This window comes from Cyanobium sp. Aljojuca 7A6 (assembly GCF_024346455.1).
GTDB lineage: Bacteria > Cyanobacteriota > Cyanobacteriia > PCC-6307 > Cyanobiaceae > Cyanobium.
The window spans coordinates 22,010-37,234 of record NZ_JAGQCY010000018.1 but is presented as its reverse complement, the minus strand read 5'-3'; the positions used below and the strand labels follow the sequence as shown (position 1 = coordinate 37,234).

9 protein-coding genes and 1 pseudogene are annotated in these 15,225 nt (G+C 61.3%); 5 read left to right on the top strand and 5 right to left on the bottom strand.

Annotated elements, in window-relative coordinates:
• Positions 1-774, top strand: a complete 774-nt coding sequence (locus KBY95_RS13960) for a type III pantothenate kinase (protein ID WP_254965764.1) — start codon at positions 1-3, stop codon at positions 772-774.
• Here KBY95_RS13960 and bcp read toward each other — a convergent pair.
• Complete coding sequence (gene bcp, locus KBY95_RS13955) at positions 744-1,211, bottom strand: thioredoxin-dependent thiol peroxidase (RefSeq protein WP_254965763.1); 468 nt, start codon at positions 1,209-1,211, stop codon at positions 744-746. The genes KBY95_RS13960 and bcp overlap by 31 nt on opposite strands.
• Positions 1,212-1,372: 161 nt before the next feature.
• On the opposite strand from bcp, the gene KBY95_RS13950 reads away from it, so the two are divergent.
• On the top strand, positions 1,373-2,086 hold the full coding sequence (locus KBY95_RS13950; protein ID WP_254965762.1) for an alpha/beta hydrolase: 714 nt from the start codon (positions 1,373-1,375) through the stop codon (positions 2,084-2,086).
• A gap of 54 nt (positions 2,087-2,140) precedes the next feature.
• On the opposite strand, the gene KBY95_RS13945 is transcribed toward KBY95_RS13950, so the two are convergent.
• Both KBY95_RS13945 and gltS read right to left on the bottom strand, forming a co-directional pair.
• Complete coding sequence (locus KBY95_RS13945) at positions 2,141-4,375, bottom strand: AAA family ATPase (RefSeq protein WP_254965760.1); 2,235 nt, start codon at positions 4,373-4,375, stop codon at positions 2,141-2,143.
• A gap of 342 nt (positions 4,376-4,717) precedes the next feature.
• Entirely contained in the window at positions 4,718-5,938 is a 1,221-nt protein-coding gene (gene gltS, locus KBY95_RS13940; protein ID WP_254965758.1) for a sodium/glutamate symporter, read from the bottom strand.
• Between the two features lie 495 nt (positions 5,939-6,433).
• On the opposite strand from gltS, the gene KBY95_RS13935 reads away from it, so the two are divergent.
• Positions 6,434-6,703, top strand: coding sequence for an NADH-quinone oxidoreductase subunit K (locus KBY95_RS13935; RefSeq protein ID WP_315861410.1), 270 nt, complete (start codon positions 6,434-6,436; stop codon positions 6,701-6,703).
• A 260-nt stretch (positions 6,704-6,963) separates the two neighbouring features.
• On the opposite strand, the gene KBY95_RS13930 is transcribed toward KBY95_RS13935, so the two are convergent.
• Entirely contained in the window at positions 6,964-9,213 is a 2,250-nt protein-coding gene (locus KBY95_RS13930; protein ID WP_254965753.1) for a cation:proton antiporter, read from the bottom strand.
• A gap of 371 nt (positions 9,214-9,584) precedes the next feature.
• Here KBY95_RS13930 and KBY95_RS13925 point away from each other — a divergent pair.
• A pseudogene (locus KBY95_RS13925) lies at positions 9,585-9,713 on the top strand (cation:proton antiporter); the annotation flags it as partial.
• A gap of 25 nt (positions 9,714-9,738) precedes the next feature.
• On the opposite strand, the gene KBY95_RS13920 reads toward KBY95_RS13925, so the two are convergent.
• Positions 9,739-12,534 (bottom strand): HAD-IC family P-type ATPase, encoded by a 2,796-nt coding sequence (locus KBY95_RS13920; protein WP_254965752.1) that lies wholly within the window; start codon positions 12,532-12,534, stop codon positions 9,739-9,741.
• Positions 12,535-14,231: 1,697 nt separating this feature from the next.
• Here KBY95_RS13920 and KBY95_RS13915 point away from each other — a divergent pair.
• Positions 14,232-15,221, top strand: a complete 990-nt coding sequence (locus KBY95_RS13915) for an efflux RND transporter periplasmic adaptor subunit (protein ID WP_254965750.1) — start codon at positions 14,232-14,234, stop codon at positions 15,219-15,221.
• Positions 15,222-15,225: the final 4 nt, after the last annotated feature.

Below are 15,225 nucleotides of genomic sequence, written 5' to 3'. Positions count from 1 at the left end.
GTGTCGGATCGCCAGCTTCGCTGGCTGCTGATCGGCAACAGCCGCTGGCACTGGGCTCTGTCCGAGACCGGCGAAAGCGGTGCCGACCAGCTCCAGCGGTTCCAGCACCTGCCCCCACCGACGTCACCCCTGACGGTGGCGGTGGACCTTCCCCTGGTCTGGGCTGCGGTGGGACCAGTCCCACCCTGGGCCGGTCTCCCGGCCGAGACCCGCCTGGCTCTGGACGATGTGCCGCTGGCTGAGGCCCCCCCCTGGCTGGGCATCGATCGAGCCCTGGCGGGTTGGTGGGCGGCCCGGCTTGCAGGCGGCCCGGTGCTGGTGGCCGATGCCGGCACCGTGCTGAGCCTCACCCGGGTGGACGGCTGCGGCCGTTTCGTCGGTGGCCGGCTGATGGCGGGTGCGGCCCTGCAACTGAGGGCCATGGGCGCTGCCACCCAGGCCTTGCCTTCCCTGGAGGGGGGCCTGGCGAGTGCCGTTGGCGGGGAGCCCTGGCCCCGGGCCACCGACGCGGCGATGCGACTTGGGGTGGCCGAAGGCCTGGCCGCCGCGGTGCTGGAGGCCGGACGCCAGGCCCGGGCGCTGGATGACAAGTGCCGGATCGTGCTCACCGGTGGGGATGGGCCGATCCTGTGGCCGCTCCTGCGCAGGTCGTCCGGGCTGGGGGAGGAGGGTCTTCTGCACCGTCCCGAGCTCTGCCTGGAGGCCCTTGTGGCCCTGCGTCCCGCTCCGCCGATCGGGGTCCGTCAGACCAGGCCCAGATCCTCAAGAATCTGATCCGCCATGGTTTCGGCCTTCACCTTGAGATAAAGGCGTTCCAACTTGCCCTCGGCATCGATCACGAAGGTGTGCCGCATCATGCCCATGTACTCCTTGCCCATGAACTTCTTGAGCCCATAGCTGCCGTACGACTCAGCCACAGGGCAGGGCTCGGCATCGGTGAGCAGGGTGAAGGGCAGGTCGTATTTGGCGACGAACTTGCCATGGCTGGCAGCCCCGTCCTTGCTGATTCCCAGCACCTTGATGGCGTGGGTTTCGAAGGCACCCCAGCGGTCCCTGAAATTGCAGGCTTCCTTCGTGCAACCAGGAGTGTCGTCCTTGGGGTAAAAATAAATCACAACACGCTGCCCCTTCAGTGCGGAGAGGGACACCGCCTCACCTGTCTGATCGGGGAGGGTGAAATCGGGGGCTGGATCTCCCACCTGCAGGGCCATGGGTCGAACCTTGAGAACGAGGAAGACCCGTGTAGCCTAGTGGTACTGCCCCTCAGAGCCCCGTTTCGCCCCTTGCTGGCCACCCAAGTCCGCACGAATTTGCCCGTTGTGTGTGGAGAGGCAAAGAAACTGGACACGAGAAGTACGCAAAACGACCCTTGATGGCTAGGTTGATATTGAAGTCAACATCGCCTCCCGTGTTCAAGCGAACTCTCACCGCTCTCTTTGTGGGAACGGCTCTTTCCGCCTCCGTGCTGCCCGCGTCCGCGGCCGTGGACAACGACCTGCCTGTGCGTTGGAACACCGGCGGCGCCGTGTGGTCCACCCACCAGAAAGCCTTCGACACCTTTCTGGGTTCCGGCGACATCACCGACCGTGGCCTGGAAGGCGGTCTCGCCCGCTCCGGCTGGACGTCCGACGAAGTCAAGTCGGGCATGACCAAGACCTATGCCGTCAACCTCGTCGGGGTCTCGCGCTTCCTTTACTCGGACGCCGGTGTCAAGTTCCTCAAGAACGCGACCAGCAGCTACTTCCCTTACTACAGCATGAATACCTATGCTGTACAGGCTCTGCGGTCGGCGATCATCTCCGATTCCAAGGACGGTTCGATCTCCTCGGCAGGCATCATGAAGGCCCTGCCCACCGACTTCCGTCTGGCTGATTTCTGCAACACCTATACCGGTTCCCAGAACATCTGTGCCGAGGGTCGTTGCCAGCCCGGCACCGCCCAGTGCACCTCGCTGCTGTCCTGGTACGTCTTCCTGCCCGCCTGCATCCAGGCCAACCAGATGGCCGACCCCGTCGCCATGGTTCGGGACACCCCCGGCCCCGCCCCTGCGCCAATGATGGATCAGCCGGTTCGCGGCCTCTGGTGATCGATCGGGGAGATCTCTCCCATCCTTTCCAGCCCCGGCAATGCCGGGGTTTTTTCATGGCTCAGCGCTCCACTGGGCCAGCAGCAGGGTGTGCCCAAGGGGCTGGGGCAAGGTGGTACCCCGTCGCTCCCGGAACAGGGCTTCGAGGCTCTTGCGGCCAGCGGCCGGAAGCGCTGCCGCCAGATGCTTCCGGTAGCTGGCCTCAGCGCCGAACCAGCGCTCCAGCAGGGCCTCGCTCAGGGGAAGGTCGAGCCCCTCCTCCCAGAAGCGGCGCTGCACATGCCAGCCGAGGGCTTCCAGCCCCTCCTGCACCCGATCGGCCAGCTCGGCGTCGCCCGCCAGCCACTCCTGTTCCCTGGTAGCCGCGCGCTCAAGAACGGCCGGCACGTCGCCTGCGGCGCGGCTGAGCAGGTGGGCCCGCAGGCTGCCCGCCGGTCCCAGCAGGGGATGGGTGAACAGCAGGCGGGCCCGGGCTCCCGGGGCCGCCAGGGCCGTGAGCTGCTCCAGCCAGGCCAGCCGTTGCGCTGCGGAACTGTGGCGCCAGGGCTGGCGCGCGGCGATCCACTCAAAACGACCCTCCCCCTGGGGCGGACCGGCCAGTTGCGTCTGAAGCTCCTCGGGGGCGTCGCTGGCCACGGCCAGCAAGCGAGGTCGCCGCAACTGATCCAGCAGCTGCAGCTGGGCCTGCAGGCGATCGCGCACCGCCGCGCTCGGCGTGGTCAGCACCACTTCCCCCTCGCTGGCAGCTTCGAGCGGATCGAGGGCCCAGAGCAGGGAGTGGGCTTCGACCACCAGCACCCGGTCGAGGCGCCCGATGGCGGCGTCCTGCCAGAAGCGCTGGCGCAGCCGGTCGAGCCGCTCCCCCTCCGCTCCGGCCTGGCGTTGCAGCCAGCGGTTCAGCAGCGGGTCGTCCGGGCTGCTGCTGAGCAGGTCGCCCCGGTCGTCGGCCGCTGTTTCGGCCGCGGCGGCCAACTGGGCGGCCCGGCGCTGCTGCAGCCGTTTGCGCAGCCCCCCTTCCCAGCCCAGGGATCCGGGCTGCCAGAACACCTCCCCCTGCAGGGCCTGGGGCAGGTACTGCTGGGCGACCCAGTGGTCGGCATAGGCGTGGGGATAGCGGTAGCCCACCCCATCGCCGAAGGCCTGGCCGTCCCGGTTGGCGTCGCGCAGATGGGCGGGCACCTGCTGGCGGCGGGCTTCGCGCACCGCCTTGACCGCATCGAAGAAGCCCAGGCTGCTGTTGCTCTTTTCGGTTCCGGCCAGATAGAGGGCGGCATGGGCCAGGGGATAGAGCCCCTCCGGCAGGCCCACCCGGTCGAAGGCGGCGGCGCAGGCTTCCACCACCACCATCGCCTGGGGATCGGCCAGGCCGATGTCCTCGCCGGCGGAGATCAGCAGGCGCCGCAGGATGAAGCGAGGGTTCTCGCCGGCTTCCACCATCCGCGCCAGCCAGAACAGGGCCGCATCGGGGTCGGAGCCCCGGATCGACTTGATGAAGGCGCTGATCGTGTCGAAGTGGGCATCGCCCTGCTTGTCGTAGAGCACCGCCCGCTGCTGGATCGATTCCTCGGCAATGGCCAGGTCGATGCGAATCACGCCGTCGGCGTCGGCTTCAGTGGTTTCCACTGCCAGTTCGAGGGCGTTGAGCAGGCTGCGGGCATCGCCCCCCGCCACGTCGAGCAGGTGGGCGCCCGCTGGTTCGGAGAGCTCGACGGAGCGTTGGCCGAAGCCGTGTTCGGGATCGGCCAGGGCTCGCGCCAGCAGCAGGCGCAGATCGTCCGGTTCCAGGGGTTGAAGACGGAACAGACGGGAGCGGCTGACCAGGGCCTTGTTGACTTCGAAGTAGGGGTTTTCGGTGGTGGCGCCGATCAGGGTCACGGTGCCGTTCTCGACCCAGGGGAGCAGGGCATCCTGCTGGGCACTGTTGAACCGATGCACCTCGTCGATGAACAGGATCGTGCGCAGACCGTGGTGCTCGAGGCGCAACTTGGCGGCGTCCACCTCGGCACGCAGATCCTTCACCCCGGCCAGCACGGCGTTGAGGCTGCTGAAGTGGGCCCGGGTGCTGCCGGCGATGATCCGCGCCAGGGTCGTCTTGCCGGTGCCGGGGGGGCCGTGCAGGATCAGGTTGCCGACCCGGTCGGCGGCGATGGCACGGCGCAGCAGCCGCCCCGGACCCAGGATTGCCGCCTGACCAACGAAGTCGTCGAGGCTGCGCGGCCGCAGGCGCTCGGCCAGCGGGGCGATCCTGCGCCTGGCTTGCTCGCCTTGATGGCTGAACAGATCATTCACCGTTGCGTGCCCCGACTCACGTCACCCGTGAATGAAAGCGTGAACTGATGCCCACCAGCCTTGCGATCCAGGGGAAGGCATAGGACCGATGGACCCACCCACAGCAACGTAGGCAGGGGAGACGCTGCCGTACCTTCCCCGTCATGGTCTGAGATTGGCGCGCCGATTGGCTGGTCACAAGCCAAGGCGTCCTAGGCAGGTTTGGCTTTTGGGTGATGGAGGCCCTGCTGCTGCGGCGCAGCTTTTCCTCAAGGTGATGGGGATGGGGGCTGGGCGGGCCAACATCTGAGAACGAATCGAAGATCTGCGTGATCGTCCCGTGGCTGGAGAGCGGCGGCAGGCTCAGAGGCGGCGCAGAAAGAAGGGGATCAGCACGGCGTTGAACAGATCGATGAGGAACGCCGACACCAGCGGCAACACGATGAAGGCCTTGTACGAAGGCCCGAAGCGTTGGGTGACCGCCGTCATGTTGGCCATGGCGGTGGGGGTGGAGCCCAGCGAGATGCCGCCGAAGCCTGCGGCGATCACGGCGGCGTCGTAGGTGCCACCGAGCAGCGGAAACACCAGGAAAAGATTGATCACCAGGGCCAGCAGGAACTGGGCGATCAGGATCAGCAGCAGGGGCCCTGCCAGATCCACCAGCGTCCAGAACTGCAAGGCCATCAGGGACATCGCCAGGAACGCCCCGAGCGAGATCTCGGCGATCAGGGCCAGGGCCGGGGTGCGGGAGGGCCAGCGGAACCCTGCCTTCGGCCCTGGCCTTGGAAGCAGGTTGCTGAGCAAGATGCCCATGATCAGGCAGGGCACGAACAATGGCAGAAACAGCCCGAGGTCGCGCATCAGCTTCTGCAGAATCGAGCCGAGGATGATGCAGATGTTGATCGCCAGCACCGCTCCGAGAAAATCGAGGGAACCCATCACCTCCCCGCCTCCCCTCGGGTTTGCCTGCACGGGCGACTCCTCGGAGCCGGGGGTTGCCAGACGGTGGCGGCGGATCAGGTACTGGGCGATCGGTCCTCCAGTGGCACTGGCGATGATCAGGCCGAAGGTGGCGGCCGCTATGCCGATCTCCAGGGCGTTGGCCACGCCGTGTCCGGAGGCGAACTTCGGTGCCCAGGCGATTGTGGTGCCGTGGCCGCCGATCAACGACACCGTGCCCACCAGCAGTCCGGTGGCGGCCGGCAATCCACTCCAACGGGCCAGGCCGATTCCCAGCAGGTTCTGCGCCACCATCAGCACGATGCTCAGCACCAGCAGCACCACCAGGGAGCGGCCACCACGGCGCAGGTCGGCGAAGCTCGCATTCATGCCCACAGTGGTGAAGAAGTAGACGAGCAGCACATCACGGGCCCGCATACCGAAGTTGATCTCAAAGCCAAAGGCGATATGCAGCAGGGTGATCAGCAGCGCCACCAGCAGGCCGCCACTAACGGGCTCCGGAATGGTGAAATCCCGCAGGAAGCGGAAGCGACTGTTGAGATCCTTACCGAGGAAAAGAACGAGAATCCCCAGGGTCACCGTGAGGAAAGACTGCACCTCAATCGCTCCATCCACAACGTTCATCTTCGGTGACCTGGGTGGAAACGAACCTGTTAGCAGGGAGCCTACTCCACACGATCAGAAGCCAAGGGTGGCGCGAAGCAGCGCGGCCCCCACGCTGAGGCTGAAGCTATCGCGCAGACGGATCCGAGTGGCCAGTTCTGAGGCGAGGCCGGAGTCCTCACCGCCATCGCGTGGCTGTTGCCGTGGCCGAGGATGTCCCTTCAGTTTGGAACCAAGTACCAGGGGGTGGTACGCACGCCGGAAAGCCCCGCAACCGCATGGCTGGTGAACGCGAACCGGTCGTGGCCCCAGCTGGCGCTGATCGAGGCGATCCAACCTTCCGGAGAAGCCTGCCCATAGCCGTCCAGCGACCAGGCGATGCTCTCCCAGTCTCGGGAGCGGGCGGCGCGTCATCCATCCCATGTCGGTGGGGCAAGGGTGTGATGGAGAGAAGCTGGCCGTGAGGCGCGCTGCTCGGTGCGGAAGAAGGCCCCGATAGATGACTGATCTTCCGGAATGTCTGAGAATCCATGGCCATCCTTGATGCTGCTCACCGTGTTCACGGGCCTGGTGGGTCTGCTGCTTCGCCGTAACCTTTTCCTCAAGCTGATGGGAATCGATGGAATGGGCACCGGGGTGATCTCCTTCTTGGTGCTCGTTGCTGCCCGTAGTGGGTTTCGCACCCCTTTCTCGGCGGTCGTGTGGTGTTTCCCGGCGGTGGCGACTGAGGACTATGGATGCCCCCCCGTTCCCTGGCGTCCTGGGAACCGAGTGATTCGCTCCTGACGATCGCCTGGCTGCTGCTGCCGTTCCAGGCGGCCCTGGTCCCGCGGCTGGCGCGCCCCTTGATCCTGTCGGTGGTGGTCACGACGCTGGCGATGGCCCTGGCGTCTTGGCAGGGCTGGCTGCCAACGGATCTGCTCCTGCTCGGGCCCCTCGGATCTGCACCGTATCGGAGATCAAAGGCCAAACGAACCTTCGGGTCCCATAGCACTGATGCTGTGAGCTTGCCACTGGGGCCGGATGCCAATAAAGCATCTAACTCCTCAATCGGCGATGATCGTATCGATGCCTGTCTTGGTTGCGATCTTTCGACCAAGGTCAGCAAGAAACGTCAGTTCGCCGAACAACAGTAACTTGTCGCCGGCGTGGATCACAGTGTTGCCATTGGGGAAGCGCAGATATTTTCCTTTGCGACGAATTGCCTGAACGAAGGCTCCGAACTGCTTCTGGAACTCAAGTTGAGCCAGGGTTTTCCCAGCAACTATACTGTCTTCTTCAACAAGGACCCAGATGGAAGAATCAGTATCCTCTGGCAGTTGGGAAATCGATCCTGTGGCGAGCTGTTTAAATGCGGCCAACTCATCGCCATCACCTACCAACAAATAACTATCTCCATCCTCAAGTAGGGTATCAGCCTCTGGGTAGTCAATTTTTTCACCGCTTGCTCGGGTAATCGCCATCAGAATAACCCCGGTCAAAGACCGAAGGCGGCTTTTCTCTAGAGATCTACCCATCAAGACAGAATTCGAAGGAAGGGAATAGAATTTGGTTTTCATTGTTCGTGTCGCCTCCTTGATCTCTCTGAAGATCTGATCCTTGGATTGATCAGGACGCAGGGTTGAGTAGTGACAATCGCGAATTTGCTGAATGTTTTGTTGAATGGCTGCCAAGGGAAGACCCAGACCAGAAAAAAGATGGGTTGAAAGTTCTAAACTCGCTTCAAACTCTGGTTGGACGACTTCTTTCGCACCCATTTGATACAGGGGTTCAATGTCTTTCTCTGAACTGGCACGAACCACCAGATCCAGTTCGGGGTTGAGCACCAGGGATCTCTTCAGGCACAAACGTATACTCATGGGATCAGGCAGGGCGATCGCCATGCCTTTGGCCTGATTGACCCCAGCTTTTTCCAGAACGAGGGCACTGGCTGCATTGCCAAAGATGTATGGGATTTTTTCATCCCTTAGCTTTTGGACATACTGCTCGGATTGTTCAATCACTAGTACCGGATAGTCGCGTTCACGTAACAGCTTCACAATGTTGCTGCCAACTCTTCCATAACCGCAAACCACAATATGATCCTTTAGCGATAGTGAATCTTCTGAGACTTCTTGGGGGCCATCAGCCTGGGCAAACCAGGGTAGAGACTCGGCTCTGGCTAACAGAGCAGGCAGCCATTGCAGCACGAAGGGCGTAACGATCAAAGTAACGGCAGTTGTCCCTAGTATCAGCGAGTAAACATTCTCCGAAATCAAGCCAAATTTGCTGCCTTGGCCTGCCAGTACAAAGGAAAATTCACCAATCTGAGCCAACCCTAAGCCAGCGATGATAGCTGTATTCAGGGGATAGCGAAACAGGACAACCAGGGGCGTAATTAACAACGACTTGCCGATCAACACAAGGGTAACCAGTCCCAGGATCAGCGGCAGGTTGTTCCAGAGGAAAACCGGATCAATCAACACTCCAATCGCTGCAAAAAATGCAGCTGCACAAATGTCTCGGATCGGTTCAACGTAATCGAGGGTTTGGTCGGAATACTCGACCTCTGAAATCATTAGTCCCGCCACAAAAGCGCCCATTTCAGTTGACAGCCCAATCTTTCCTGTGAGCAGTGCAATCCCCAGGCAAAGCGTCACGACCCCTAATAGAAAAAGTTCGTGGCTTTCGGTCTTGGCCAGTAATTGCAGGTAAGGAGGGATGAGCCATTTCCCCACCACGAACGCCCCTAGGGCAAACAGTGCGAGCTTCAACAAGGCGATCCCGATCGCAAATCCAAGCTCCTCAATCGGACTATTCAGCGCCGGCAAGATTGCAAGCATCAAGCCAAGGGCAAGATCTTGGACAATCAAAATGCCCAACATCACCTGTCCGTGGGCCGTGGCCATTTCATCCTGCTCTGCCAAGGCTTTGATCACCACGGCAGTGGACGAGAGTGACACCAACTCGCCGAGAAAAATACCCTGAGGAACAGTGGTTACCCAGCCCGCCACCACGGCCACCAAAGCCGTTAAGGAAATCGTTAGGACCAGTTGCAGCCCGCCACCACCCAAGGCGATCTTTTTGACCTTATTGAGTTCAGCAAAGGAGAACTCAACTCCGATGGTGAAGAGTAGAAACGTAACGCCCAATTCTGCGATCGTTTCAACTTCCTCGTAATTACTGATCAGACCGAGCTCAAAAGGCCCAACAATCACACCCGCAAGCAGATACCCGAGAATAACGGGTTGCTTTAGCAAAGACGCCAGTAAGCCGCCGAAAGCCGCCGCTGCAAAAATTACAATGAGCTCGGTCATTCGTGGTTAAGAATGGCTTGGGGCCGTAGTGTATTACTTTCGTCCCCGCCCGAAGGCCAAGACGATCGGATGGGCTGCACGATCAAATCCGGCAGCGAGCGAGAGTTGGCGATGCCCAGCAGTCGCCGCACTTCGTCATCGCTGAGGAGCAGCTGTGGCATCGGACGGCCAAACGCCACGCAGTACCTCGGGAGATCTTGGTTATTCTAGTTGTGGTTTCCGGGGCGGGGCTAGGGATTGACCCTTGAATCCCCTTCCCCTGATCGGAGCTTCCCTTCTTTGCTTGGTCCCTTGCTTGCCGCCAGGGCCACCCCGGTGGCGAGGTGGTGGTGATTGATCACCCTGACCCCGTTGGTTCATCCAGGCTGGTGAGCGGCCACTTCGGAACGGTGGAAAGCGGAGGCTGGATCCCCCTGCTGAACGTGCTGATTGCCATCAAGGTGACCCTGGGATCCTGGACAATGGTGCAGTTGTTCGTGCGTTGTCGGGGCCTGCTCTGAGGGGCCAGCGCCTGCTGCAGGCAGTTCATCCAGCTCCGGAGACGGTGCGCTGGGGGGGGACCCAGTTGACAGGCCAACGGTTGGCGAGAAGAGCCACCAAGAGCATCGGCGTTGCCAGGCCGAAGCAAGCAAGCCATTGGTTGGCGGTCATCGGCGTGGTCTCAAACAGGAGATTCATCACGCGCCACTGACTGAACATCACTTGCAGCAGAAAGGCGGCAACGATGCCGAAGCCGATGCGTGAGACGTTCCCCAGAACCACCTTGCGTCCCTGCAGCCGTGCCACCAGTGAGGACCAGAACTGACTGAGGCTGAACAGGTAGATCACCAGGCCCGTGACCAGCGTCTGGATGGCCATCGTGCGGGCGAGGGAGAGATCGCCACTGGAATCTCGGATCCAGGCGAAGACGCTGAAGATGAAGATCAGATTGAGGGTGGAAATCAGGGCGATCCGTACCAGCAGCGGCCGCGACAGCAGGGGCTGCTGGGGAGAGCGGGGCGGGCGCTCCATCAGGTCGTAGGGCTTGGGCTCAAAGGCGATGGGAATCGTCATCGTGATCGAAATGATCATGTTGATCCAGAGCACCTGAAGCGGCAGAATCGGCAGGGACTGACCCCGGCCAACCATCACGCTCAGAAACACGCTGGCCGCCAGACCACCGTTGACCGGCAACAGGAAAGCCAGCGCCTTCATCAGGTTCTGGAACACATTTCTGCCTTCCTCCACGGCCGCTTCGATCGAAGCGAAGTTGTCGTCGGTGAGGACCATATCCGCAGCCTCCTTCGCCACTTCCGTGCCGGTGATCCCCATGGCGATGCCGATGTCCGCCTGCTTCAAGGCAGGCGCATCATTCACGCCATCGCCGGTCATGGCGACGATGTGACCGCGGGATTGCAGGGCCTGAACCAGGCGAAGCTTCTGCTCTGGAACGACCCTGGCAAAGACGCTTCCCTCCAGGGCGGCATTGACGAAGTCGTTCTTGTCCAGGTCCGAGAGCTCTTGTCCGCTGAAGGCCGTGATCGTCTCCTGTCGGCTGAGCTTCATGCGATCGGCAATCGCTTCAGCGGTGACCTTGTGATCACCGGTGATCATTTTCACATCGACGCCCGCGCTGTGGAAGGCCCGAATCGATTGGATGGCCTCGGAGCGTGGCGGATCGATCATTCCCTGAAGACCGAGGAACACCAGGCCCGAGGCCAGATCGTCGTGATCGATGGTGGTGTTCGTATGTGGCTTCTGGGCAAAGGCCAGGACGCGCAGACCCTTGGAGGCCATGCGATCGGCCTGCAGTTGGAGCCTTTCCTTATTGATCGGATGAGCACGTCCCTGGGAATCAAGGAATGCATCGCTGCGCTTGAGCAAAGATTCGACGGACCCCTTCATCCAGATCAGCCCACCGGCATCGTTCGGCATTTGATTCAGGGTTGCCATGTATTGATACTCGGATTCGAACGGGATGCTGTCGAGGCGGGGATGGGTTTCGGCGAGCTGGGAGCGCTCGAGGCCGACCTTGCGACCTGAGACCAGCAGGGCACCTTCGGTGGGATCACCCACGATGCTCCAGATCTTGTTTTCATGGGCCAGTTCCGAATCGTTGCAGAGCACGCCGGCGAGCAAGCAGTCCCGAACTGCCACCGGCAGCTGGGTGATCTCTATTGGTTCATCCTCTGCATCCAGAAGATCCCCCTTTGGGGTATAACCATCACCGATAAACTGATAACGCTGACCACCTGCGTATATCGCTTGCACGGTCATTTCGTTTTCGGTAAGGGTTCCTGTCTTGTCGGAACAGATGATGGTGGCACTGCCGAGGGTTTCCACGGCCGGTAGATTCCTGACGATGGCGTGCCGTTCCGCCATCCGCGAGACCCCGATGGCCAGCGTGATGGTGACCACGGCGGGAAGACCCTCCGGGATGGCACTGACAGCAAGGGCGACGGCAGCCTGAAACATATCGAATGGGGTATTGCCCCAAGCCAGACCAACAATGAAGGTAAAGATGGCAATCCCTAAAATCGCCCTCAGAAGCAGATTGCTGAATCGTTCAAATTTTCGCGTGAGCGGTGTGGTCAGGGCGCTGCTTTCATCCATCAATGTTGATATCCGGCCAGTTTCGGTGCCCTGCCCGGTTTCGACGACGACGCCTTCAGCCTGCCCGAAGGTGATGAAGCTGCCGGCATAGGCCATGTTGATTCGATCGCCGAGGGGAACATCGGGATCCAGTGCGTTGGCCTCGGCATCTTTCTCCACGGCAACGGACTCTCCCGTGAGGCCGGACTCATTGACCTGCAGGCTGCGGCTCGAGACGAGGCGAATGTCGGCGGGCACTTTGTCGCCAGAGGCGAGAAGCACTAGATCCCCTGGCACGAGTTCCGATGAAGGAAGTTTCTGCATCTCCCCATTGCGACGCACCATGGCCTCGGTGGTGACCGATGAGGCCAATGCCTTGATCGCAGACTCCGCCTTTGATTCCTGTGCAAAAGCGATCAGCGCATTCAGAACGGCGACACCGGAGATCACGCCTGCCTCAATCAAGGAGCCCATGAAGGCCTTGACGACACCAGCAATGAGCAGAATGTAAAGCAGTGGATTCTTGAACTGAATCAGAAACATCCAAAGCGGAGAGCGACCCTGCTTGGCTTTCAGTTCATTCTTCCCGAAGCGCTCCTGTTGCTTTCTGACCTGAGCATCGCTCAAACCCTGTCCTGGATCGACAGCAACGCGAGCCAGCACCGCAGAAAGATCAAGGCTGTGCCAGGGGGGCGCCTGTGCGGTGCTTTGCGGATCCGCTTGATGAATGGCGGCGCTTGGCGTTGTCATGCCTGGAGAGTCGGTGTGTGGAAATGACAGGGATTAGAACTGAATGGAGCGCAAGGCTAAACGGCCTATCTTGCAGACTCCATCAGCTATCCTTTCAAGCTTACATCCTTTTTCCTGGCCAATCTGGTTTTTTTGAACGGAGGATTGCCCCCGCCATCATCGGCGATGCTGCGGGGGCGGTCAGACAATAAGCTGGTTGGCCACAACACATCCCCAGTCCCATGGATGGATGAACGGTTGACCTGTGAGGATGTGGGGGACCAGGGGGCCGACAGGTTCCGACTGGAAACACAATGTTTCCCAGTTCAATCTCTCGGGGTGTTCCAGCAGGTTGGGCCGCTCGAGTTCTGGGGAATCCGTCGGACGAGCCTGGCTTGTTAGAGCTGATGGCCACAAAGGCTCCAAGTGGTGTGAGGGTGAGCAGACTGTCGCCCACGGTCTTCATCACCCTTCGGGAAGAGGTATAGATCCCGACGGCAATCGCTAAGGCTGCCCTGAGGATGGGTGAAACGATCCAGGTGCAGAGTGTTCGACTTAACGATTTCAGGTCCGTCATCGAGCCACTGGAAGGGGTTCAGCCAATGATCTGTCCACCAAGGTCTGTCCGGTGGCGGCCGGCAGGACCAGCTTGCTCCTCCAGCCCATCGGCGTCCCCTGCCCCGCTCGTCACAGCAACGATACGCCTTTCACGGCATCAGTGTTCAGAGCTTCAAAGTTCGCTCAAGCCTCACAGTGGCTTCCGCCTGCACGTTCGATGTTCAAGTCCTCATGCCTAGGTCCTCATTCATCGATCATGGCGATCAATTCCCCTTGCAACTTCAGGACGTCTCCACGGATGTCAGAAATCAACATTGTGGTATGGAGCAAGATGCGGAGCAGGCGATGGGACATCGCGTAAGGTCATTTGATGACAACGATCCAGTCTCGTTTCTCTTCGCACGCCGCTGGGGCCTCCCATGCGGAGAGATTGGTCTTGACGCCCATTGGCAGATCAATCGCTCCCAGTTGATCTGATCCATGAACTCATCGATCAGGCCCTGTTGACTCCTGATTTATCCGAACAGAGGCGGTGTCACTCTCCTCGATCGTCGCTTTTCGCTTGCTCATGACGAGTGTCGTGGTATCTCAGCCGATGGCAAAGGCGTGCTGATTGGGCTGTGATTGATGTTCCTTTGGGTTCCATGGCAGAGGGGCTCCGCGAACCCAGGCCTTGGACGGCCCATCGCCTTGATCAGAACAAGACAGGGACTTGGCTTTTATGGTGTTATCGTGATATAGCAATCTCCCGATTGGCATGGCGGCGTCTCGCTTTTGAATCATTCCGAAGGGGATGGCCTGCCACAGATGATGCAGGCTCAGGCACGGTCTCAATGCATGATTGATACGGATGAGGCGCTTTCAGGGCCTCTGGTGTGGTATTGAAGTGGTCAGCCAATCTGGGCTCGAAATCCCCCAGGGTTCAGCCCCAGAATTCTTCTTCCATGCCTTAGCATTCGCCGGGCTAAAGGGTTCGCGTTGAAGGTTCGGTGCGCATAACTTCATCAGGGCTGCGACAGAGCGCAATCCATCGCCTTTTCCCCAAGCGTTGCCGTTCATCCAAGGCTGTTGGGGCAGGTCTGCTGAGCGGCCCTCTGCTGGCCCTGACTTTGCTGTCGGCCTGCCAGGCAGAGCCTCCCGCCGCCAGGCCTCCGCTGTCGGTGCGCTCCGAAGCGGCCACCCTGGCGCCCTTCACCGACAACGTTGACACCGTCAGCACCCTCGAAGCTATCGAGGAGGTGCGCTTGGCGGCCCAGGCCGGCGGCCGCATCCAGCGCCTGTTGGTGCGCCAAGGCGACAAGGTCACCGCCGGCCAGATTCTGCTGGTGCTTGATCAGACCCAGGTCAGGGCGGACGTGGCCCGCCTTGAGGCCGAGGTGCAGACCAACAAACTGAACTACGAGCGCTATGAATACCTCGTGCGTCAGGGGGCGGCCAGCGCCTTCGAACGCGACAGTTTCCGCCAGCGATACATCGCCTCCCAGCAGAATCTGGTAGCCCGACGGGCAGATCTGGCCTTTCTCGATCTGAAGGCGCCGATCTCCGGCATCGTCGGCGACCTGCAGGTGAAGCAGGGGGACGTGATTTCAGCCAATGCTGCCTTCACCTCGATCATCCGCAATGACCGCCTGATGGCCCGGGTGGATGTGCCGGCTGTCTTCTCCGATCGGCTGCGGCTGGGGCAGACGGTGATCCTCATGGATCCCTCCACCAACAAGCCGATGGCCCAGAGCGTCATCGGCTCCCTTGATCCCGGCGTGGTGGCCGGTACCCAGTCGCTGCTGGCCAAAGCGGAGTTCGCCAATCCGGCGGGGCTGCTGCGCACCGGCCTGCGCACCCGCACCCGGCTGGTGCTCGACAGCCGCCAGGAGTTATCGGTGCCCTTCGCCGCCGTCACCCAGATCTCCGGTCAGAGCTTCGTCTACGAGGTGGGCAGCCTGGCGGATCTGGAGCGGCGTCCCGGCCGCACGGATCTGACCGTGGCACGCAAGCTGCCGGCCGGCACCAGCTTCGCTCTGCAGACCCCCGTACAGCTGGGCCCCTTGCAGAACAACCGCTATCCGGTGCTCAAGGGACTCCAGGCCGGGGCTCGCGTGATCACCACCAACCTGATCAATCTCCGTAACGGCGCGCCCGTCAAGGTCAACTGAGTCC